Raw genomic sequence first — 21,432 nt, forward strand, 5'->3', positions numbered from 1 at the left:
GGGCGGTGCTGGAGCACGGCATCGAGACCGGCGTCATCAAGCGCCTGCCCCACGGTGAGTTCATCGAGGTGCACCAGCCGCTGGGCGGTGTCGACGACCACGGCCACGCGATCCCGCTGGAGTACCAAGGCGCCCCGGTGCCCAAGCGGATGAACCAGCTGGGCCTGGGCGGCTCGCCGGTCCCCGGCTCGCTGCTCACCCCGGACCCGCCGGAGGAGACCGCAGCGCTCGAGCGCGCCCGCAAGGAGGAGGCCGAGGCCGAGGCGGCCGCCCGCAACGGGCAGCCTTCCGCGGAGGCGGTCAGCCGCTCCGAGGAGCGGGAGGCGATCAGCGGCCAGTAGGCCGCCACGCTCCGCAGCACACGAAGGGCCCCGCCGGATTCCGGCGGGGCCCTTCGTCGTACGTGCGCCGGGGTCAGCTGCCGCGGGCACCGGCGTCCTTGCACCGGTGGTGGCGGAGCACCGCGATCCCGGTGGCCACGGCGGCGAACGTGAACGCGGTGGCCGGAGCCTGCAGCAGCATCATCAGCACGGCCACCGCGACCGCCACGACCAGCGCCACCGTGAACACCCACGCCGGCTTCGCGTAGATCGACTCCAGCGACCACTGCGTGCTCCGGTCGACGTCCTCGAAGGAACGGACGAACTCCGGGTCCTCGGCCGTGAACCGGCGCTGCAGCTCGCCCAGCACCTCCCGCTCCCGATCGTCCAGCATCACGCCACTCCCTCCGCCCGGGCGGGGTGGCACGCCTCGCACAGGGTGGTGGCGGGGATGGCGGTGAGCACGGCCGGTGTGATGACGCCGCCGCAGACGCGGCAACGCCCGTAGGTGCCCTCGTCCATCCGCGCCAGCGCGAGCTCGATGTCCGCGAGCGCCTTCCGCGCGCCGTCGGCCAGGGCGGCGCGGATCTCGCGCAGCGCGCCGTCCGCCTCGTCGGCGGTGCCCAGCTGGGCGAGCTGCTCCAGGCGGAACGCGCGCTGCCGCTCGAGCTCCGCGCGGACGGCGGCGAGCGGGCGCTTCGACGGACGGGACCACACGGGCGACGGAAGAACCATGCCGACCTCCACACATCTACTGCTGACCAGCAGTGGCGACCCCCAGACCCACGATGCGCCCCCCGTGCTGCCCGGACATGGGCGGCGACCGGCTGAGAACTCGCCGGTCTCGTTGCCGGGGTCACGCAAGAAGGGCGCTACTGCGACGAGCTCTCGTCGTGCCAGACGGGGAGCGCGAGGGTGGCCCGCATGCGGCGCAGTTCGTCGCGGTGCACGGCGCCGAGGCGGGAGAGGATCTCCTCGCCCTCGGCGGTGAGCTGCACCCGCACCGCGCGGGCGTCGTCGGGGTGCGGCACCCGCTCCACGAGCCCCGCAGCCTGCGCCCGGTTGACCAGCTCGACGACGCTGTGGTGGCGCAGCTGGAGGCCGTCGGCCAGCTCCCGCACCGTGGCCCAGTCGCGGCCGGGGAAGCCCTTCAGGGCCAGCAGCAACTGGTACTGCTGCGGTGTGAGGCCGTGGCCGCGCACGGTCTCCTCGCTGAAGCGCAGGTAGCGGCGGATCCCGAAGCGGAACCGGGCGAGCGCCTCGAACTCCTGCTTGGTCAACGCCGCCGGATCGGCCCGCTCGTCCTCCGCCACGGTCACATGACACCACTCGTTCCCACCGATTCCGTCGGGCATCGTCGAACAATATCGCCTCACGATACATCGTGTTACGATACTTTTCACGGGCCGAGAGAGCCGGAGGGCAAGATGATCACAATCCTCGTTCTGATCGCCGTCGTGGCCGCCGTGGTGACGCTCGCCGGTTCGAGCGCCCGGATCGTGCGGCAGTACGAGCGCGGTGTCGTCTTCCGGTTCGGCCGGGTGTTGCCCGCCACCCGCGGCCCCGGGTTGTCCCTGATCGTCCCCGGAGCCGACCGGATGCAGAAGGTCAACATGCAGATCGTGACGCTCCCCGTGCCCTCGCAGGACGGCATCACCCGGGACAACGTCACCGTGCGGGTCGACGCCGTCGTCTACTACCGGGTGGTCGACCCGGTGCGGGTGGCGGTCGACGTGCAGGACTACGGCGCGGCCATCCTCCAGGTCGCGCAGGCGGCGCTGCGCTCGATCATCGGCAAGAGCGAGCTGGACGACCTGCTGTCCAACCGCGAGCGGCTCAACCAGGGCCTCGAGCTAATGATCGACAGCCCGGCCGTCGGGTGGGGCGTGCACATCGACCGGGTGGAGATCAAGGACGTGGTGCTGCCGGAGTCGATGAAGCGGTCGATGTCGCGGCAGGCCGAGGCCGAGCGGGAACGCCGGTCGCGCGTGATCACCGCGGAGGGCGAGCTGCAGGCCTCGCAGAAGCTCGCGCAGGCCGCCGAGGTGATGACCGAGCACCCGGCGGCGCTGCAGCTGCGGCTCCTGCAGACCGTGGTCGAGGTCGCCGCGGAGAAGAACTCCACCCTCGTGCTGCCCTTCCCCGTCGAGCTGCTGCGCTTCCTCGAGCGCTCGACGCCGGAACAGTCCGCACCGGACGCGCCCGTCCCGCAGCCGCCCGTGCGGGTCAACGGCGCCGCCGGTCCCGCCGTGGTGCCGTGATGACGCCGGCTCCCGTCGTCGTCGGGGTGGACCGCACGGGCTCGGCGGCCGGCGCGGTCGACTGGGCGGCCGCGGAGGCCGCGTCGCGGGGGTGCCGGCTGCGGATCGTGCACGCGTTCACGCCGCTGGTGCTCCCCGACCCGCACGGGGTCACGTCACCGATGGACGGGCTGCGCGCAGCCCGGGCCGCGGGCGAGGCGGTGCTGTTGCTGCACGCCACCCGGGCCCGGAGCGTGGCGTCCGAGCTCGAGATCACCACGCGGCTGCGGTGCACGTCGCCGATGCAGGCCCTGCTCGACGAGGCCGCCCACGCGCAGCTGCTCGTCCTGGGCAGTCGCGACCTGCGCGGGCTGCGCGCCCTCCTCACCCGGTCGGTGTCGGCGCAGGTGAGCGCGCACGCCACCTGCCCCGTGGTCGTCGTCCGACCCGCGCGCGCCGAGGCCGGGCCCGGCACGCCGCCACGGGTGGTCGTCGGCGTCGACGGCACCGCGGCGGGCGGCCGGGCGCTCGGGTTCGCGTTCCAGGCCGCGCGGCAACGCGGGGTGCCGCTCACCGTCGTGCACGCCTGGGCGCCGGACCCGCCTGCCGACCTGGAAGGGGTCCACGGCCCGCAGGCGATGGGCGAGGCGAACGCGCGCCGGAGGCTGGAGCGGGCGCTGCACCCGTGGCACGCGCGGTACCCCGACGTCGCGGTCGTCACCCGGCTCGTCCGCGACGACCCCGCCCGCGCCGTTGCCGCAGAATCCCGCGGCGCCGCTCTGGTGGTGGTCGGCTGCCGGGGCAGGCAGCGCCTGCCCGTGGCGGTGCGCGGTTCCGTGAGCCGATCCGTGCTGCGGCTCGGCCGCTGCCCCACCGCGGTGGTCCACGGCACCGAGCCGCAGCTGCCCGAACTCCGCCGCGAACGCTGACGTCAGCACCCCGGCAGAGATCAGCCGCCGCCCGCTTCCGGTGCCCGGCAGCGTTCACCGGAAATGCGATGGCACCGCTGCCGACGTCGTAACGTGGTCGGTGAGCACGGCCCGTCGGGCCGTGCTCGTTCTCGTCCGGGCGCCGGCCGGTTGCCGGCGTCTTCCGCGCGCCCGGAACACCCCCGATCGAGGAGCACGACGATGACCGGTACGCGGCAGGTCTGGTTGACCCGGGACGGGTACGCCCGCCTGAACGAGGAACTGTTGCGGCTGATCCGGGAGCGTGCGGCCGAGGTGCCCTCGGCCGACGAGGACGTCGTGGCGGAGCGCCGGGAGCGCGACCAGCGGATCCGGAAGCTGCAGGAGATGCTGCAGGACCCGGTGATCGGCGACGTCCCGCCCGACGACGGGGTGGCGGAACCGGGCATGGTGGTCACCGTCGCGTACCCCGACGGGGACGAGGAGACCTTCCTGCTCGCCGAACGGGAGGATGCAGGCCGCCACGACGTCGAGATCTGCTCGCCGCACTCCCCGCTCGGCCGCGCGCTCGTGGGGGCGCGGGAGGGCGACGAGTGCCGGTACGAGGTGCCGGGCGGCGTCATGACGGTGCGGCTCGCGCGGGCGGTCCCGTACGACGCACACTGAGCGTCGGTTGCCGGGCACCGGCAACGAGGCGCAGGTGATGTTGACCGGCACAGGCCCCTGTCGGCAACGTCGGGGCCGGGCACCGTGGGAGGTGCCCGAGGACGGGCGGAAGGGCATGCAGACCGGACCCCCTTGCCGAGGTCTGCATGCCCTTTTCCGCGGATGACGAGAGCCGGATCACGAGAGCCGGATCACGAGGTAGGAGCGGCAGAGCGATGTCGGTCTCGGTCGAGCACGGGCGCGGCGCCGCCACGACCGCTCGTCCGGTGGTGTGGCTGCGTGAGCTGCGGGGACGCCCGATCGTCGGCCCCGATCAGCAACACCTGGGCCACGTCCGCGACGTCGTGGTCCGCGACTCCCCCGCCACCGCGAACACGCCGGTGACCGGCCTGATCGCCGACGCCGGCGGCCACCGCTGGTTCGTGCCCGTCAGCGCGGTCCGCGATCTGCACGCGCGCCGCGTCCGGCTGCGGGTCGTCCCGATCCGGGCGGCCCGCCGCCGGTCCGCCACCGAGCTGCTCCTCGTGCAGGACGTGCTGGGGCGCCCCGTGGTGACGGCACCGGGCGAGCCGCCGAGACGCATCACCGACATCGCGCTGCGCCACACCACGACCGGCTGGGTCGTCTGGGCCGCCGACACCCGCTCCCCCGTCCGCAGGTTCCTCGGGGCACCGCGCCGCCCGGTGCCGTGGAACAGGATCGCGGCGCGCTGGTTCACCCGCCTGCACCGCCGGTGAACGGGTGGCCCGGCACCGGGCGACGTATGGTCACCGGACTCGGATCCACCGTCCTGCGACGCCCGCAACGCGGCAGGACGGTGTGCGAGAGGAGCACGACGCATGGGACAGGCACAGCGCCGGTCCGCCACCACGGAGATCCGCGGCAACGACGCGGCCTGGCTGAGCCGGGTGGCGCACGAGGCGAGCCGCGGGGCGGGCGGGATCCCGGTGGAGCTGCTGGGCGACTACCTGTCGCTCCTCGCCGACGCCGCCGCCACCGGCCGCAAGCCGGAACGGGCCGAGCTCGATGCCGTGGGCATGCACGGCAGGCGCGCCGCCGAGCTCGGGGTGTCGGCGGGCCACGCGGTGCAGCTGTACCTGTCCGCATCCTGGCGGCTCTGGCGGGAGCTGCCCGACGTGGCCCGCTCGCAGGACAGCGAGGTGGTGCGCAAGGCCGCGGAGGCGGTGCTGCGGGCGGTCGACCGCGCCGTGGCGAGCCTCGCCGAGGGCTACACGGCCGCGCGCCGCGAGATGGTGCAGCGCGAGGAAACCCTGCGGCGGGAGCTGATCGAGGACCTGCTGCGCGGCGACGCCGACGTCGGCGGGCTGGTCGAGCGGGCCGAACCATTCGGCCTGGACATGGGCCGGCCGCACCAGGTGGCGCTGGCGGCGCCCGCCGCCGGGCGGCTCACCGAGACCGACGCCGCGCTCGGCCAGGTCGAACGCGCCGTCGTGCAGGGCATCGGCGACCGCGACGTCCTCATCGCCACCAAGGACGGCTACATCGTCGTGGTGGCGCCCGCCGACCCGTCGCCCACGCGGACGCTCGGCGAGCTGATGCGCACCGAGCTCGGCCGCACCCCGCGCGGCGGGCCGTGGCGCATCACCGTGGGCCGCCCCTACGCGGGCGGCTACGGCATCGCCCGGTCCTACGAGGAGGCGCGCGAGGCGCTCACGATGGCCGTGCGCCTGCGCCTCGACACCCCGGTGATCCACGCCGAGCAGCTGCTCATCTACCGGGTGCTGCTGCGCGACCAGCCCGCGATCACCGACCTCGTGCAGACCGTCGTCACCCCGCTGGCCCGGGCCCGCGGCGGCCCGGAACCGCTCCTGGCCACGCTCGACGCCTACTTCGCCACCGGCTGCGTGGTCACCGAGACAGCTCGGAAGCTGCACCTGTCCGTCCGCGCGGTGACCTACCGGCTGAGCCGGATCGCCAGCCTCTCCGGCTACGACCCCACCGACCCGGCGCAACGGTTCACGATCCACGCCGCGGTGCTCGGCGCCCGGCTGCTGGGCTGGCCGCAGCGCGAGCTGCCCACCGCAACCTGAGGCCGCCCCCGCGCGCGCCCCGCCCTTGTGCCGGCAAGGTGGCTTTACTGGCGTATTACGCCAGCAAAGCCACCTTGCCGGCACTCGGGGGCGGGGGTTGGGCGCGGGGCCGCTACCTCTCGGAAGAGGCATTTTGCTCGACATGGAGCTCGTCGCCCGGATCCTCCGCCGGGCGGGGGTGCAGTGCCTGCTGCACGCGCCCGACGACCGCACGACCGTGCTCCTCGCCGAACCGCGCCCGGGCGACAGCGGGTTCGCGGTGCGGGCGACCCTGGTGCGCGAGCGCGGCCGCGAGCACCTCAGCGTCGGGCCGAACGACACCCGCCGGGCAGCCCTGCCCGTCCCGAAGCCGGACGAGCGCCGCGTGGCCGCGTTCGTACTCGCTCAGGCGCTGCGCGTCGAGCCCGGCGAGCCGGTGACCGCCGACGAGGTCCGCGCGCTCGGCCTCGGCTGCTGAGCTGTCGCAGCGAGCACCACGAGGAAGAGCACCACGTAGACGTCCGGCCACACCGAGACGAGCCCCGTGGCGGGGATCGGGCCGACGGCCGGACCGGGCAGCGCGGTCACCACGGCGACGGTGGCCGCGAGCACGCCGGCGAGCCCCGCCGCCGCCCGCCGGTCACCGCGCACGGCGCGGGCGCCGAGCAGCACGGCGAGCGGGACGACCCACACGTAGTGGTGCGACCACGCGAACGGGGCCAGCGCCGCCGAGGCGAGGCCGCACACCGTGAGGGCGAGCACCTCGTGCCCCGCCCGGTGGGCGCGCACCGCCGCCACGAGCGTCCCGGCCCCGAGCACACCGGCGGCCACGAGCCACGCGGGCACGGCGGCACCGAGCCGGGAGAGCAGGCCGTTCAGCGAGTGGTTGCTCGGGCCGGCGACGTCGGAGATGCGGTCGGCGGCGAGGAACGTGCCGTGGAGCCAGAACTCCACCGAGTCGGCGGGCGCGAACAGGAACCCGAGCCCGACCGCCGCGACGAACACGGCGAGCGCCGTGGCCGCCGCCCGCCACCTCCGGGTGGCGGCCAGGTACACGACGAACAGCAGCGGGGTGAGCTTCACGGCCGCGGCGAGGCCGACCCCCACCCCGCGCAGGCGGCCGCCGGGCCTGCCGAGGAGGTCGCCCACCACGAGGGCGAGCAGCACGATGTTGATCTGCCCCAGGTAGAGGGTGGTGCGCACGGGGTCCAGCGCCGTCGCGACCACCGCGATCAGCACCACCGCGGGCCACCCCACGCCGGGAGCGCACCGGTGCACCACGTACCCCAGCAGGCCGACCCCGGCCGCCGTCCACAGCAGCTTCAGCAGCCCCAGCGGGAGGAGCGCGAGCGGCGCGAAGAGCACCGCGGCGAACGGCGGGTACACGAACGGCAGGTCCAGCAGCACCCCGCCCGCGTAGAGCGGGTCCCCGGCGAGCACGTGCTCCCCGCCGGCCCGGTAGACCTGCAGGTCGATCAGCAGCGCGTGCGCGTCGGGCCAGAGCGCGAACACCACGGCCTGGGTCAGCAGCACCACGGCCGCGGCACCGGCCAGGACACGCACCCCGCTACTCGGGCAGGTCGAACTCGCCCGCGTCCACACCCTTGACGAACGCGTCCCACTCCGCGGCCGTGTACACGTGCGGCTCGCAGTCGGGGTCGTTCGCGCGGCGCAACGCGGCCCCGCCGTCGGGCAGCCGGGCGATCTCGACGGCGTCGTCACCGGAGCTGGTGCTGCTGCGCATCCAGACGACGTCCTCGGGCACGCGCGAAGTCATGAGCGGTCGAACTCCCGGTTCCGGACGGCGGTGACGAAGCTCCGCCACGCGGCGGCGGAGTGCAGGTGGGGGGCGCGGGCGCGGTCCTTGGTGTCGCGGACGGCCACGCCCTCGGGCAGTGGGGCGACCTCGACGCAGCTGTTGCCGTTCACACCGCTGAAGCTGCTCGTGCGCCACGCCGCGCCTATCGGGGTGGGCGCGACCTCGACGCAGCTGCCCCCGTTGTCGGCGCTGTAGCTGCTCGTGCGCCACGCCAGACGATCCAGATCCACGGCGGCCCCCCTTCCGGGTCTACAACTCACCGGCGACCCGACGGATCAGGTCCCGCGACTCGCCTGGGGCCAGCGCGAGGGTGCGGAGCCGGTCGAACTTGAGTCTAGCCAGGGTGACCTCTGGCTCCTTCCAGAGGTGGGCAGCACCGAGGGCGTGCTCGACGTAGGCCATGTCCGGCTCGCCGAGGTCGCCGAAGCTGAGGACGAAGAAGCCGGATTCGAGCGATGGGTGAGCTCCCCGACCGTCGGGCAGGACCTGGAAACTGACCCGGGGCAGCTCGCTCGCCTTCAACAGGTGGTCGAGCTGGACCTGCTGTACGGCCCGACCGCCCACCGGATTGCGGAGCGCGTTCTCGCTGAGGATCGCGACGAACTCGAGGGGGTCCACATCGGAGCCGAGCCGCTCCTGCCGGATCCTGCGGACCGCGAGATCCCGCTCCCGCTCCTCGGCGGACCGCGGTAGCGGCGAGGCGTCGTAGAGCGCGCGGCTGTAGTCCGCCACCTGCAGCAGGCCAGGCACGAAGCCCGCGGCGTACTCCTGCACCTGCGTCGCCTCGGTCTCGTAGCCGACGTAGGAGTTGTCGCCGAGGCCGTAGGCCCGGTACCAGCCGGGCTTGGCCGCCTCCCTGGCCAGCTCGAGCATCTCGGCCCACTGGTCACCGGCGTCGTACAGGTCGAGCATGCTCTTGACCAGGTGCACGTCGGCCTTCTGCTGCCCGTTCTCGATGCGGCTGAGCCGGCTCGCCGAGGTGTCGAGCGCGGGCGCCGCCTCGTCGAGCGTGAGCCGGGCTCCTTCCCTCAGCTCCCGCAATCTGCGTGCGAGGATGCGCCGCCTGATCGACGCCCCGTTCCGCTTCGCCCCCATGCGCCCTCCGTGTCCGGCCGATGACCGATCGTGGCACCGGGAACGACGGAGGTGGGATTCCCACCGCCGTTGCGCTGCGTGTTCGACCGTCCGTCGAGGTCACCGGTTGGAGGCGATCTTCCCGCAACCGCGGTATTGACCTGACGTGGGCGTGGGGTCACTCTGGGTTGCCCAGGAGAGTGCACAGTGGAGGAGAAGGGGCCGATTCGAGTGTTCGTGGCCGAGGTCAACGGTTGCCCGGGCGACGGGTTCGTCGCCGTGCGGGTGGCCGGTGAGGTCGACACGGGCACGCGTGACGCCCTCACCGAGGCGCTGGAGCGTGCGCTCGCCATCGGGTCCCCGTCGGTCCTCGTCGACCTCACGGGGGTGCAGTTCTTCGCCGCGGCCGGGGTGCATTGCGTCGAGCGGGCGGTGGGTGCGCTCGAAGCACGTGGCGGATCGGCCCACGTCGTCTGCCCCCGGCCCGGCGCTGCGTGGCGGGTGGTGTCGCTGCTGGGGCTGCAGCAGCAGTGGCTCGTGCACCAGGACGTCGAGGCCGCCCTGGCCGACTGCACCGCCGGGAGGTAGCTCTCAGCCCGGCCAGTCCGCTGCGGCCACGAACTCGGCGAAGCTGCGGGGTTGCCGGCCCAGCGCGCGCCGGACGCCGTCGGACACGGGGGCGTCGAGCCCGTCGCGCAGGGCGGCCACCGCGGCGGCGTGGTCGGCGGCGTCGGCGGGCGGCCAGCCGGCCGTCACGAGCTCGGCCACGAACGCGTCCGGCTCCACGGGGACGTAGCGCACGTCCCGGCCCGTCGCCGCCCCGATCTCGGCCGCGGCCTCGGCCATCGTGAGGGGGCGCGGGCCGGACAGCTCGTACACCTGCCCGCCGTGCCCGTCCCCGGTGAGGGCGGCGACGGCCACGGCGGCGATGTCCCCGGCGTCCACGAACGCCGCCGCGCCCTCCCCCGCCGGCAGCCGGATCTCCGCCGCGCGGACCGCGTCGCGGAAGAACCCCTCGCTGAAGTTCTGGGCGAACCACGTGGGCCGCAGGATCGTCCACGTCACCCCGCTCTCTCGCACCGCCCGTTCGCCGAACAGGTGGGTGCGGGCCAGCGGGGCGTCGGCCGCGGCGAACTCGGGTGCGTCGATGCCGCGCGCCGACAGGAGCACGACCCGCTCCACGCCGTGCCGCACGGCGCGTTCGACGAGGGGTCCGGTCAGGGTGGCGCCGTCCAGCGGCACGACGTACACCGCGCCCACCCCGTCGAGCGCGCGGTCCCAGGTGGCGGGGTCGGTCCACTCGAACGGCACGGGCGCGCGGCGGCCCCCGACCCGGACCGCCACCCCCTGTTCGCGCAGGCCGGCCGCCACGCGGCGGCCGGTCGTGCCGGTGCCGCCGATCACCAGAGTCGCGTTCATGCGCACAGTTCACCGTGGCGCGGCGAGACGAGCCATGGCTGAGAGTCGCGATTCGTTGTCCCAGCGTCTAGGTTGGACGCTCGTGGACGCCCTCACCGACCTGCTCGACGGTGTGCGGGCCCGGGGCGCGCTCTTCGGCCAGGCCGTCCTGGAACCCCCCTGGGCGCTCCGGTTCGCCACCGGCGCGCCACTCACGCTCACCACGATGCTGCGCGGCGAGGCGTGGGTCGTCGCGGCGGACGCGGCGCCGGTGCGGATCGGTGCGGGCGACCTCGCGATCGTCGCGGGCGCGGCCCCGCACGTGGTGGCCGACGATCCGGCGACGCCGCCGGGCCACGAGGTCTCCACCCCCGACTACTGCCGCCGCGCCGACGGCACCGAGGCGCGCATCGCCCTCGACGTGCGCACCTGCGGCGAGCGCGCCGACGGTTCGGCGCTGCTGCTCAGCGCGGCCTACGACCGTGCGGGCGGGATCAGCGAGCGGCTCCTGCGGTGGCTGCCGCCGGTGCTGGTGCTCCGCGCGGGTGAGTGCCCGGACCCCGGGCCCGCGCTGCTCGCCGACCAGGTCGACCGCGACCTGCCCGGGCAGCAGGTCGTGCTCGACCGGGTGCTGGACCTCGTGCTGGTCTCCGCGCTGCGCAGCTGGTTCGACCGCGCCGGGACGCGCCCGCCGTGGTATCGGGGCGCGGGCGACCCGGTGGTCGACGAGGCGCTGCGGCTGCTGCACGCCGACCCCGCCCGCCCGTGGACCGTGGCCGCGCTCGCCGGCGCCACCGGCGTCTCGCGGGCGGCCCTCGCCCGCCGCTTCGCCGAGCGTGTGGGCACTCCGCCCATGACCTACCTCGGCGACTGGCGGATCGCGCTGGCCGCCGACCTCCTGCGCGAGTCCGACGACACCGTGGACGCCGTGGCCCGCAAGGTCGGGTACGCCGACGTGTTCAGCCTGAGCACGGCGTTCAAACGCAGGCGCGGCACCACACCCACGCAGCACCGCGCGTCGGCTCGTGATCCACTGGTGCGATGAAGGTCGACGCGATGCTGCGGGGCACGAGCCCGGCCGAGCTGGCCGCCGAGGCGCGGGAGCGGGAGGCCGCCGGGATCGACGGGCTGTGGAGCTACGAGGGCCAGCACGACCCGTTCCTGCCGCTGATGCCGGTGGCCGAGCACACCTCCCGGGTGTCCGTCGGCACCGCTATCGCCGTCGCCTTCGCCCGCAACCCGATGAGCACGGCCTACGTCGCCAACGACCTGCAGCTGCACTCCGGGGGGCGGTTCCTGCTCGGACTGGGCAGCCAGGTCCGGCCGCACATCGAGCGCCGCTTCGGGATGCCGTGGAGCCGCCCGGCCCCGCGGATGCGCGAGTACGTGCAGGCCATGCGCGCGATCTGGGACGCGTGGGCCACCGGCGAGCGGCTCGCGTTCCGCGGGGAGTTCTACTCCCACACGCTCATGACGCCGTTCTTCTCGCCCGGTCCCAACCCGTACGGGCCGCCCGCGGTGCACCTCGCGGCCGTCGGCGACCGGATGACGCACGTGGCGGGCGAGGTGTGCGACGGGCTGCTCCCCCACCCGTTCACGACCGCCCGCTACCTGCGCGAGCACACCCTCCCGGTGCTCGCGGAGGGGCTCGCCGCCGGCGGGCGCAGCCGCGACGGGTTCACCGTGTCGTTCTCCGGGATGGTCGTCACCGGCCGCACCGAGGAGGAGATGGCCGCCGCCGCGCGGGGCGTGCGTGAGCAGATCGCCTTCTACGGCAGCACCCCCGCCTACCGCCCCGTGCTCGACCTGCACGGGTGGGGCGAGCTGGGTGCCGAGCTCAACCGGCTCTCCCGCGGCACCGACGACGACCGCTGGCAGCGCATGGGCGAGCTGATCGACGACGAGGTCCTCGACGTGTTCGCCGTGGTGGCCGAGCCGGACCGGCTGGGCGCCGCGATCCTCGCCCGCTTCGGCGGGCTGGTCGACCGCTTCACCTTCTACACCCCCTACGAGCACGACGACGCGCTCTTCGCGCCCGCGACGGAGGAGCTGCGCCGGGCGTGACGCTGCCCGCGCCTCGTTCGGCTGTCCTGCGGATGGCCCATCGAGGGCAACAGGGGCCGCGCGGTGTGCTCCCATCGGGCAGACCTGCGCCTGCGTCCCCCCGGTCGACATGGCGGCGCTGGACACACTGGACGAGTCGGCTCTCGTCACGACTACCGGACGTCATCGGAGGAATGCCGCACCCCATTCCGCGCCGTTGCGCCTGCTGGGCCAGTTCACAGCCCGGATTCGTCCCCCTATCCGCGTAGGGGGAGCGCTTGTCGCGCGGTGGTCGGGACCGTGCGGGTGATGCACCGTCATGCACGAAACGCTCGTCGGAGGCCCGACGACGAAGACCGAACCCCAGCCGCGACAGCAGCGAAGGTTCGGGTGTGGCGAATCTCCGACGGGGGCGGGGTCGGCACCGCTGCGCTGGCAGTCCCGTATTCCGGGTCAGGACGCGCGCGGAGGGACGCCGACCCGGTTGGGAGGGGAAGCAATGGAAGGACGCCGGCCGAGGGACTCGAGCAACCACGACCACCCTCGTCAGGCACTTCGCCGACTCGCCGCGGACATGGACGGAGTCCTCGAGACGATCGCGGAGGTCAGGGCGTCGCGTCTTCGGGAGCTAGCTGACGCTCGATCTGCTCGACGCGATCACGCAGCTCCCGGATCTCCAGCCCCAGGTGGTCGATCGCCTGGAGGATCGGATCCCCCGCCTCGTCCGCGTGCGGTGTCGGCCGATCGCCTCGCAGCACCGTGGCGAGGTAGTCGGGAGGCCACCCCAGAGCCTCCGACACGGCTGCGAGGGTCTGCGGTCGGCGGCGACGCGGATTGAGGTTGTGCTGCAGCTCGCGGACGGTCGTGAGCGACAGCCGGGCACGCGAGGCGATGTCCAGCTGCGTCATGCGCGTCTCGGCCATGCGGTTCCGGATCGCCTCCGCGACGGAGTCCCATCCCTCGCCGCTCGCCTCTGCCGCCTCGGTCACGTGGAGATCCTATTGCCGGCGGGCCCCGCTGCTCGACCTCTCAGACGGACAAGAGTAGATTGGCATCAATATTGAGTCAAATTGGTGCTAGCCTGTTCCAGGGGCGCGGAGGGAGCGATCATGGACAGGAGCCGCACGACGGCCACACGGGGGCACCACGACCTGCCGGTCCACCCCCACGTCACCGGCCCGCTCCCCGGGCCGCGCTCCGCCGAACTGCTCGCCCGGCAGAGCCGGCGCGAGTCCAACGCCCGGGTCTACCCGCGGCACTTCCCGATCGCGATCGACGAGGCGTGGGGCAGCTTCGTCCGTGATCTCGACGGCAACGTCTTCATCGACTTCCTGAGCGGGGCGGGTGTGCTCTCGCTCGGGCACGGCCACCCCGAGCTGGTCCGGGCCGTGACCGAGCAGCTCGGCCGCATCGCGCACGGGCTCGACCTGCCGACGCGGGCGAAGGACGCCTTCACCGACGCCCAGCTGTCGATGTTGCCGCCGACGATGCGCAACCGGACCCGGGTGCACTTCTGCGGGCCCACAGGGGTCAACGCCGTCGACGCGGCGATCAAGCTGTGCAAGACCGCCACCGGCAGGTCGGACGTCGTGTCCTTCCAAGGCGGGTTCCACGGCACCAGCCACCTCGGCATGGCCGTCACCGGCGTCGTCGCGAACAAGCGGCCGATCGGCAACGGGGTGCCGGGCGTGCACTTCTTCCCGTACTCGGACTGCACGCACTGTCCGATGGGGCTCAGCCGCAGCACCTGCGCCACGAACTGCATCGGCTTCCTCGAGCAGTCGCTCGACAACCCGAACTCGGGGATGCCGCTCCCCGCGGCCGTGATCGTCGAGCTGGTGCAGGGCGAGGGCGGGGTCGTCCCGGCCGACCACGACTTCATCCGCCGGCTGCGGCAGTTGACCCGCAGGCTCGACATCCCGCTGGTGGTCGACGAGGTGCAGACCGGGTGCGGCCGCACCGGCACCTGGTTCGCCTTCGAGCAGTACGGCATCGAGCCCGACGTGATCGTCGCGTCGAAGGCGCTGAGCGGGATCGGCCAACCGGTCGCGATCATCATGTACGACGACCGCCTGGACACGTGGGCGCCGGGCGCCCACACCGGCACGTTCCGGGGCAACCAGCTGGCGTTCGCCGCCGGGGCGGAGGCCGTGCGCATCATCCGCCGCGACGACGTGCTGGCCAACGTCCGGCGGCGGGGCGCGCAGATCCGCGCGCACCTGGACGTGCTGCGCGGCCGGCCGTGGGTGCGCGACGTCCGCGGCGTCGGCCTGATGTGGGGCGTCGAACTCGCGGCCCCGCCCACCGGGGGTCCGCCCGGCCTGGCCGCCCGCGTGCAGGCGGAAGCGCTCGCGGAGGGCCTCATCGTCGAGCTCGGCGGTCGCGACGACTGCGTCGTGCGCATGCTGCCCCCGCTCAACGTGACGGCCGAGACCGTCGACATCGCGTGCTCGATCCTCGTGGCCGCGATCGAGCGCTGCTGCGCCGAGGAACGGATCTGGTCGCTCGAGCAGAGCACCGCCGCGGTCGGGGACTGACGATGGCCGCGCAACGGCTGTTCGTGTGGAAGTTCGGCGGCACGTCCCTGGCGGGCACCGACCGGCTGCGCGCCGTCGCCGAGCGGCTGGTGGCCGCGCACCGGGCCGGGCACCAGCTGGTGGTGGTCCTGTCCGCGATGGGTGGATCCACCGACGAGCTCAACGCGATGGCGTACTCGGTGTCGGGACGCCCGCAACTGCGGGAACTCGACGCACTGCTGTCGGTGGGCGAGAACATCTCGTGCGCGCTCGCCGCGATGGCCGTGCAGGACGCGGGTGCGCGGGCGGTCTCGCTCACCGGCCCGCAGGCGGGGATCCTCACCGACGGCGCCCACGGCAACGCCCGGCTGCGGGAGGTCCGGCCGGAGCGGATCCGCCAGGAGCTGGCGACCGGCGCGATCGTGCTGGTGACGGGCTACCAGGGGATCTCCCCGGCGGGCGACGTCACGACGCTCGGCCGGGGTGGCTCCGACGCCAGCGCGGTCGCGATCGCGGCCGGTCTCGGGCTGCACGAGTGCGAGATCTTCACCGACGTCCCGGCGGTGTTCACCGCCGACCCGCGGGTCGTGCCCGGTGCGCGCCCCCTGGCGGCGATCAGCCGTGACGAGATGCTCCAGCTGGCCGCGGCCGGTGCGTCGGTGCTGCAGCCCCGAGCTGTCGAGCTCGCCGCCGCCCACGACGTCGACGTCCACGTGAGGTCCAGCTTCACGAACGAGCCCGGCACGTGGCTCCAGGAGGGCGCTGTGTTCGAGTCATTCGAGATCACCGGCATCGCCCATCGCGACCGGGAGGCGCTGTACACGGTGACCGGGGCGTCCCCGGCCACGATCATGGCAGCGCTCGCGGAACGCGGGGCCCCCGCCGGCGCGATCGTGCGCAACGGCTCCGAGATCCACCTGACGGCACCCGGGGTGGAGGAGCCCGAGGTCCTCGAGGCCGTGTCGGCCACCGGCGCCCAGATCGTCCTGCTGGACGAGCTGGGTTCGGTGAGCCTGGTCGGCACGGGGATCGGCAGGCGGCCCGACACGATGGCCCGGGCCCTGCAGGCCCTCGAGGCCGAGGACATCGAACCGCTGCTCGTCACGAGCACCCCGAGCCGCGTGACCTTCCACGTGATGAGACGGGCCGTCGACCGCGCCGTCCGGCGGCTGCACACGACGTTCGGTCTCCACCAGGCGGCAGCAGTCGCGCTCGCCCTGGACCGCGCGGCGCGATCGGTGTCATGACGGCGGGGTACCAGGCCCGGCCGCACGCCGCGAACCTGGCCCTCGGGGGCACGGGCCCCGGCCAGGACGTCCGGTGGCGGCCCGGCGAACGGCTGGAGCAGCTGTTCGAGCAGCAGCGCGACCGGATGCGCGACGCCGGCCTCGCGCACCACCTCGCGGTGGACGCCGTCGACGAGGCGCTGACCTATCAGGAGCTGGACGCGCGGGCCAACCGGCTCGCCCGCTACCTGCTGCACCTCGGCGTCGGCCGCGGTGACCGCGTCGCGCTCCTCGTCGACCGCGCCGTGCCGGCCTACACCGGGATGCTGGCGGTGCTGAAGGCCGGAGCGGCGTACGTCCCGCTCGATCCCGGCTTCCCGCCCGACCGGATCTCCTACATCGTGGCGGACGCCGGCGTGGGGGTCGTGCTGACGGTCGAGCGGCTGCGCGAGCAGGTCAGCGACGTCGGCGCCCGGGTCGTGTGCGTCGACAGCGTCTCGACCGAGATCGAGGTGTACGCCTCGGGCCGCCTCGGTGCCGACGAGCGCGCCACGGGCGAGAACGACCTCGCGTACATCATCTACACCTCCGGCTCCACGGGCAGGCCGAAAGGGGTGGCGGTCGAGCACGCGAGCATCTGCAACTTCGTCCGGGTCGCGGCGCAGGTGTACGGCGTCGAGCGGCAGGACCGCATGTACCAGGGCATGACGATCGCCTTCGACTTCTCGGTGGAGGAGATCTGGGTGTCCTGGCAGGCGGGAGCCACCCTCGTCCCGAAGCCGCCGGGCCCGAGCCTGCTCGGGCCGGAGCTGCGCGAGTTCCTCGCGGAGCGGCGAATCAGCGCGATGTGCTGCGTGCCGACGCTCCTCGCCACCCTCGACGAGGACCTGCCCGGACTGCGGTTCCTGCTCGTCTCCGGGGAAGCGTGCCCCCACGACCTGATCGTGCGCTGGCACCGCGAGGGCAGGCGGTTCCTCAACGTGTACGGCCCGACCGAGGCCACGGTGACCGCGACGTGGACCATCGCCCACCCGGACCGGGCGGTGACGATCGGCACGCCGTTGCCCACGTATTCGGTGGTGGTGCTCGACCCGGACGACCCGCAGCGCGCCCTGCCCCCCGGCGAGGTCGGCGAGATCGGCATCGCGGGCATCGGGCTGGCCAGGGGTTACGTGGGTCGCGACGACCTCACGGCGAAGGCCTTCGTGCCGGACTTCCTCGGCATCCCCCGCAACCCGTCCGGCCGGATCTACCGCACCGGCGACCTGGGCCGGGTGAACGCCGACGGCGAGATCGAGTACCTGGGGCGGATCGACCTGCAGGTGAAGATCCGGGGGTACCGGATCGAGCTGACCGAGATCGAGTCGGTGCTCATGCAGGTACCGGGCATCGCGCAGGCGGTGGTGGACACCTACGAACCGGTGCCCGGCACCGTGGAGCTCGTGGGCTACTACAGCCTGCGCCGTGACACGGACGAGGTGGACCCCGCGGACGTCCTCGCGCTGCTGCGGGACCGGCTCCCCCCGTACATGGTGCCTGCCTACCTCGAACACCTACCGGTCATCCCGATGACCACGAGCGACAAAGCCGACCGCAAGCGGCTCCCTCCCCCGACGAACCGGATCGCCGCCGGCCCGGAGCGCGAGTACCGCCCGCCGACGACGCGCACCGAGGAGGTCCTGGCCGCGGCGCTCGCCCGGACGCTCGGCGTCGACCGGGTTTCCGTCGACAGCAACTTCTTCGAGGACCTGGGCGCCAACTCGCTGCTGATGGCGCAGTTCTCCACCCGGATCCGCAACGAGACGGATCTCCAGCCACCTGCGATGAAGGACATCTACCTGAACCCGACGGTCGCGGCGCTCGCGGCCGTGCTCCCGGCCGCCTCAGAGCGGCCCGAGCAGGTCGGCACCGCACCGGCGGAGGTGGGGCCCTTGGCCGGCACCACCCGGTACGTCCTGTTCGGGGTGGCGCAGTTGCTGATCTCCCTGACAACCGTCCACCTCGGGATGCTCGTCCTCGTGGCCGGCCTCACCTGGGTCACCGGGCCACCCACGATCGCCGAGTGGCTGGTCCGATCCGCGGTGCTGGTGGTCGCCCTCCTCGTGCTCAGCGTCATTGTGCCGATGCTCGCGAAGTGGCTGCTGATCGGCCGCTGGACCCCCCGGGAGATCCCGTTGTGGGGCCTGGCGCACCTGCGGTTCTGGTACGTGACGGCGTTGGTGCGGATCAACCCGCTCGTGCTGTTCATCGGGACGCCCCTGTACCCGCTGTACCTGCGGGCGCTCGGCGCCCGCGTCGGGCGCGGCGTCGCGGTGTTCTCCCGGTACGTGCCCGCGTGCCCCGACCTGCTGACCATCGGCGAGGGGACCGTCATCCGCAAGGACACCTGGTTCACCTGCCACCGCGCCGAGGCCGGCCGGATCCGGACGGGGCCGGTGACGGTGGGCCGCGACGCGGTGATCGGCGAGGCGAGCGTGCTCGACATCGAGACGGAAGTGGGCGACGGCGGTCAGCTCGGGCACGCGTCCGCGCTGCTGGCGGGGCAGGTGATACCCCCGGGCGAACGTTGGCACGGGTCCCCCGCAGAGCCGACCGGTACGGACTTCCGGGCTGTCGAGGCACGGCGGGTCAGCGGGCTCCGCCGATTCCTCTACACGCTGTGGCTGCTCACCATGGTGGTCCTCGGCGGGTCGGTGGGCGTGGCCGTCCTGGTACTCCTTCCCGTCGTCGTGCCACCACTGGCCGACCTGCTCGGACCCGGCCACCACTCGATCACCGACCCGACGTTCTGCACGGTCGTCGGCATCGTCTCGATCGTGCTGATGGTCGGGGGGCTCATGATCGGCCTCGCCGCCGTGCTCACGATTCCCCGGCTGCTCAACCGTTTCGTCCGACCTGACGCGGTCCACCCGCTCTACGGCGTCCAGTACTGGCTCTGCCAGATGATCGGGTTGGTCACGAACGCCGGGTTCACGCGGCTGCTGGGCGACAGCGCCTACGTCACCGGCTACCTCAGCGCCTTGGGCTACCAGCTCAAACCGGTGGTGCAGACGGGGTCGAACTTCGGCCTCATCATGAAGCACGAGTCGCCGTACCTGTGCACCGTCGGCACGGGCTCGATGATCTCAGACGGGCTGTCCATCTCGAACATCGACTACACCAGCACGTCGTTCCGCGTGCGGCGCGCGGTGATCGGCGAGCGGAGCTTCCTCGGCAACCACGTCTGCTACCCCGCCGGTAGCCGGGCCGGGAACAACTGCCTGATCGCCACGAAGGCCATGGTGCCCGTGGACGGACCGGTGCGGACCGGCGTCGGACTCCTCGGCTCCCCGAGCTTCGAGATCCCCCGGTCGGTGCAGCGCGACAGCAGGTTCGACCACCTGACCCGGCCCGACGTCCTCCGGCGTCGTCTCGCGGCCAAGATCCGGCACAACACGGTGACGATCGGCATCCACCTGTTCGTGCTCTGGGTCATGGCCCTCCTCTGGATCGTCACCGCCCTCGCCGCGCTGGACCTCTACCACCTGGTCGGCACACCAGGGCTCACCGTCGCCGTGCTGGTCATCCTCGCGCTGACCACGGCCGAACTCGTGTTCGTCGAGCGCGCATCGACGGCGTTCCGGAGACTCCAACCCCAGTTCTGCTCGATCTACGACCCGTACTTCTGGAGCCACGAGCGCTTCTGGAAGCTCACGACGACCAGCTTCTTCGACATCTACAACGGCACTCCCCTCCGCGGGGTGATCTGGCGCCTGCTCGGGGCGCGGATGGGCCGACGGGTGTACGACGAGGGTTGCAGCATCCCGGAGAAATCGCTGGTGACGGTCGGCGACGGCTGCACCCTCAATGCCGGGAGCGCCCTGTGGTGCCATTCGCTCGAGGACGGCACGTTCAAGTCCGACCGCATCCGCGTCGGACGCGGTTGCACGCTCGGAGTCGCCGCTTTCGTCCATTACGGGGTGCGCATGGATGACGGCGCCGTGGTCGATGCGGACGCGTTCGTGATGAAGGGCGAGGAATTGGCTCCCCGAACCCGGTGGCGGGGCAACCCTGCCGCGGAGGCACGATCTCCGGCTCCGTCGAGCGCGTCCGCGGGTCAACGGTCGAACGGTATGAACGGCGGCCCGGCATGAACACGGGGTACGGACGTTCCAGGCTGCGCGGCGCCGCGATCCTCGCCGCCGCAGTCCTGCTCACGAGCTGCAGTTCGCCCGGGCAGACGTTGCCGAACGCGTCGGTGCCGGTGCCGTCCGCCGACGGGGCGTTCCGCACACAGCTCGTCGACGACGTCACCGTGGACGGCGCCTTGGTCCACGTCGATGCGCTCCAGCGGATCGCCGATACGAACGACGGCACCCGGGCGAGCCCCGGTCCGGGCTACGACGCGAGCGTCGACTACGTCGCCGGCGTGCTCCGCGACGCCGGATTCGAGGTCAGCACCCCGTCGTTCGTCCTCCGCTCGGACGACGACACCGAGGCCGAGGTCCGGAACGTGCTGGCGCAGACCCGCACCGGGGACGCGCGTCACGTGGTGATGATAGGCGCGCACCTGGACTCGGTCCCCGAGGGCCCGGGGATCAACGACAACGCATCGGGTGTGGGCGCCCTCCTGGAGATCGCGGTCAGCATGGGCGGATCGCCCCCCGTTCGCAACGCGATGCGCTTCGCGTTCTGGGGAGCGGAGGAGCTGGATCTCGACGGCTCCGCTTCCTACGTCGACTCGCTCTCGCGTAGCGATCGCTCCGCGATCGCGCTCTACGTCAACGTGGACATGGTGGCCTCGCCCAACGCCGGCTACTTCGTGCAGGGGGGAGGTCGCGGAGACGAGTCCGAGACCGGCCCCGCGGGCTCGGACTCTGTGAGCCGGGTACTGATCGAGGAACTGGCCGCCACCGGTGTCACCGCCGAGGCCCAACGGTTCGACAACGGCGGATCCGACTACGAGGCTTTCATCGAGGCGGGAATCCCGACCGGCGGCGTACTCGCCGGTGACGCCGGCGTGAAGACGCCCGCACAAGCCGAGCGCTGGGGCGGGCGGGCCGGTGCGGTCTTCGACCCCTGCTACCACTCGTCCTGCGACCGCGCGGACGGGATTCACGAGGTCGCGCTCGACGATTTCTCCGACGCGATCGCCGGCACGCTGGCGCGGTTCGCGGAGTCCACGGAGCCGATCACCCGCTGAACCCGCCCCG

22 protein-coding genes and 1 pseudogene are annotated in these 21,432 nt (G+C 73.1%); 14 read left to right on the plus strand and 9 right to left on the minus strand.

The window, feature by feature from the left end; all coding sequences use genetic code 11:
- Positions 1 to 341 (plus strand): annotated as a pseudogene (locus ACFPL3_RS31300) (cytochrome bc1 complex cytochrome b subunit); the annotation flags it as partial.
- Between the two features lie 73 nt (positions 342 to 414).
- Here ACFPL3_RS31300 and ACFPL3_RS31305 read toward each other — a convergent pair.
- From ACFPL3_RS31305 to ACFPL3_RS31315, 3 genes are all read right to left on the minus strand, one after another.
- Positions 415 to 714, minus strand: coding sequence for a DUF3040 domain-containing protein (locus ACFPL3_RS31305; RefSeq protein WP_343941136.1), 300 nt, complete (start codon positions 712 to 714; stop codon positions 415 to 417).
- Complete coding sequence (locus ACFPL3_RS31310; RefSeq protein WP_343941137.1) at positions 714 to 1,055, minus strand: TraR/DksA family transcriptional regulator; 342 nt, start codon at positions 1,053 to 1,055, stop codon at positions 714 to 716. The genes ACFPL3_RS31305 and ACFPL3_RS31310 overlap by 1 nt, the downstream gene beginning before the upstream one ends.
- 137 nt (positions 1,056 to 1,192) lie before the next feature.
- Entirely contained in the window at positions 1,193 to 1,675 is a 483-nt protein-coding gene (locus ACFPL3_RS31315) for a MarR family winged helix-turn-helix transcriptional regulator (protein ID WP_343941138.1), read from the minus strand.
- Positions 1,676 to 1,750: 75 nt separating this feature from the next.
- Here ACFPL3_RS31315 and ACFPL3_RS31320 point away from each other — a divergent pair, with 75 nt between their 5' ends.
- From ACFPL3_RS31320 to ACFPL3_RS31345, 6 genes are all read left to right on the plus strand, one after another.
- Complete coding sequence (locus ACFPL3_RS31320; RefSeq protein ID WP_379589935.1) at positions 1,751 to 2,581, plus strand: slipin family protein; 831 nt, start codon at positions 1,751 to 1,753, stop codon at positions 2,579 to 2,581.
- The gene (locus tag ACFPL3_RS31325) at positions 2,581 to 3,489 is read left to right on the plus strand and encodes a universal stress protein (RefSeq protein ID WP_343941140.1); all 909 of its coding nucleotides are present in this window, start codon (positions 2,581 to 2,583) and stop codon (positions 3,487 to 3,489) included. Before ACFPL3_RS31320 ends, ACFPL3_RS31325 begins: the two co-directional genes overlap by 1 nt.
- A gap of 201 nt (positions 3,490 to 3,690) precedes the next feature.
- Positions 3,691 to 4,134, plus strand: coding sequence for a GreA/GreB family elongation factor (locus tag ACFPL3_RS31330; protein ID WP_343941141.1), 444 nt, complete (start codon positions 3,691 to 3,693; stop codon positions 4,132 to 4,134).
- A 215-nt stretch (positions 4,135 to 4,349) separates the two neighbouring features.
- Positions 4,350 to 4,871, plus strand: coding sequence for a hypothetical protein (locus tag ACFPL3_RS31335; RefSeq protein WP_343941142.1), 522 nt, complete (start codon positions 4,350 to 4,352; stop codon positions 4,869 to 4,871).
- Between the two features lie 102 nt (positions 4,872 to 4,973).
- Positions 4,974 to 6,185, plus strand: coding sequence for a PucR family transcriptional regulator (locus ACFPL3_RS31340; RefSeq protein WP_343941143.1), 1,212 nt, complete (start codon positions 4,974 to 4,976; stop codon positions 6,183 to 6,185).
- 142 nt (positions 6,186 to 6,327) lie between these two features.
- Positions 6,328 to 6,642: a hypothetical protein gene (locus tag ACFPL3_RS31345; protein WP_343941144.1), complete on the plus strand. Its 315-nt coding sequence runs from the start codon at positions 6,328 to 6,330 to the stop codon at positions 6,640 to 6,642.
- Here the strand turns inward: ACFPL3_RS31345 and ACFPL3_RS31350 are convergent.
- The 4 genes from ACFPL3_RS31350 to ACFPL3_RS31365 are packed head-to-tail and all read right to left on the minus strand — an operon-like array spanning position 6,570 to position 9,078.
- Positions 6,570 to 7,727: a glycosyltransferase 87 family protein gene (locus ACFPL3_RS31350; protein ID WP_343941145.1), complete on the minus strand. Its 1,158-nt coding sequence runs from the start codon at positions 7,725 to 7,727 to the stop codon at positions 6,570 to 6,572. The genes ACFPL3_RS31345 and ACFPL3_RS31350 overlap by 73 nt on opposite strands.
- Before the next feature lie 4 nt (positions 7,728 to 7,731).
- Positions 7,732 to 7,941: a DUF397 domain-containing protein gene (locus ACFPL3_RS31355; RefSeq protein ID WP_343941146.1), complete on the minus strand. Its 210-nt coding sequence runs from the start codon at positions 7,939 to 7,941 to the stop codon at positions 7,732 to 7,734.
- Complete coding sequence (locus tag ACFPL3_RS31360) at positions 7,938 to 8,213, minus strand: DUF397 domain-containing protein (RefSeq protein ID WP_343941147.1); 276 nt, start codon at positions 8,211 to 8,213, stop codon at positions 7,938 to 7,940. Before ACFPL3_RS31360 ends, ACFPL3_RS31355 begins: the two co-directional genes overlap by 4 nt.
- A 19-nt stretch (positions 8,214 to 8,232) precedes the next feature.
- Entirely contained in the window at positions 8,233 to 9,078 is an 846-nt protein-coding gene (locus ACFPL3_RS31365; RefSeq protein ID WP_343941148.1) for a helix-turn-helix domain-containing protein, read from the minus strand.
- A 186-nt stretch (positions 9,079 to 9,264) separates the two neighbouring features.
- Here ACFPL3_RS31365 and ACFPL3_RS31370 point away from each other — a divergent pair, with 186 nt between their 5' ends.
- Positions 9,265 to 9,645: an STAS domain-containing protein gene (locus ACFPL3_RS31370; RefSeq protein WP_343941149.1), complete on the plus strand. Its 381-nt coding sequence runs from the start codon at positions 9,265 to 9,267 to the stop codon at positions 9,643 to 9,645.
- A gap of 3 nt (positions 9,646 to 9,648) precedes the next feature.
- Here the strand turns inward: ACFPL3_RS31370 and ACFPL3_RS31375 are convergent, their stop codons facing one another.
- Positions 9,649 to 10,476, minus strand: coding sequence for an NAD(P)H-binding protein (locus tag ACFPL3_RS31375; RefSeq protein WP_343941150.1), 828 nt, complete (start codon positions 10,474 to 10,476; stop codon positions 9,649 to 9,651).
- Between the two features lie 82 nt (positions 10,477 to 10,558).
- Between ACFPL3_RS31375 and ACFPL3_RS31380 the strand changes: the two genes are divergently transcribed.
- Both ACFPL3_RS31380 and ACFPL3_RS31385 read left to right on the plus strand, forming a co-directional pair.
- Positions 10,559 to 11,500 (plus strand): AraC family transcriptional regulator, encoded by a 942-nt coding sequence (locus ACFPL3_RS31380; protein WP_343941151.1) that lies wholly within the window; start codon positions 10,559 to 10,561, stop codon positions 11,498 to 11,500.
- Positions 11,497 to 12,519: an LLM class F420-dependent oxidoreductase gene (locus tag ACFPL3_RS31385; protein ID WP_343941152.1), complete on the plus strand. Its 1,023-nt coding sequence runs from the start codon at positions 11,497 to 11,499 to the stop codon at positions 12,517 to 12,519. Before ACFPL3_RS31380 ends, ACFPL3_RS31385 begins: the two co-directional genes overlap by 4 nt.
- A gap of 584 nt (positions 12,520 to 13,103) precedes the next feature.
- On the opposite strand, the gene ACFPL3_RS31390 is transcribed toward ACFPL3_RS31385, so the two are convergent.
- Positions 13,104 to 13,487: an XRE family transcriptional regulator gene (locus tag ACFPL3_RS31390; RefSeq protein WP_379589865.1), complete on the minus strand. Its 384-nt coding sequence runs from the start codon at positions 13,485 to 13,487 to the stop codon at positions 13,104 to 13,106.
- 120 nt (positions 13,488 to 13,607) lie between these two features.
- On the opposite strand from ACFPL3_RS31390, the gene ACFPL3_RS31395 reads away from it, so the two are divergent.
- From ACFPL3_RS31395 to ACFPL3_RS31410, 4 genes are read left to right on the plus strand one after another with little or no spacing between them, the layout of a single operon-like run.
- A complete protein-coding gene (locus tag ACFPL3_RS31395; RefSeq protein WP_343941154.1) occupies positions 13,608 to 15,035 on the plus strand; it encodes an aspartate aminotransferase family protein in 1,428 nt (475 codons plus the stop codon).
- Between the two features lie 2 nt (positions 15,036 to 15,037).
- Complete coding sequence (locus tag ACFPL3_RS31400; RefSeq protein WP_343941155.1) at positions 15,038 to 16,261, plus strand: aspartate kinase; 1,224 nt, start codon at positions 15,038 to 15,040, stop codon at positions 16,259 to 16,261.
- Positions 16,258 to 20,373, plus strand: a complete 4,116-nt coding sequence (locus tag ACFPL3_RS31405; RefSeq protein ID WP_343941156.1) for a Pls/PosA family non-ribosomal peptide synthetase — start codon at positions 16,258 to 16,260, stop codon at positions 20,371 to 20,373. The genes ACFPL3_RS31400 and ACFPL3_RS31405 overlap by 4 nt, the downstream gene beginning before the upstream one ends.
- Positions 20,370 to 21,422: a M28 family peptidase gene (locus ACFPL3_RS31410; protein WP_343941157.1), complete on the plus strand. Its 1,053-nt coding sequence runs from the start codon at positions 20,370 to 20,372 to the stop codon at positions 21,420 to 21,422. The genes ACFPL3_RS31405 and ACFPL3_RS31410 overlap by 4 nt, the downstream gene beginning before the upstream one ends.
- Positions 21,423 to 21,432 lie beyond the last annotated feature (10 nt).

Origin of the sequence: Pseudonocardia zijingensis (genome assembly GCF_042657305.1) — a bacterium.
Lineage (GTDB): Bacteria > Actinomycetota > Actinomycetes > Mycobacteriales > Pseudonocardiaceae > Pseudonocardia > Pseudonocardia zijingensis.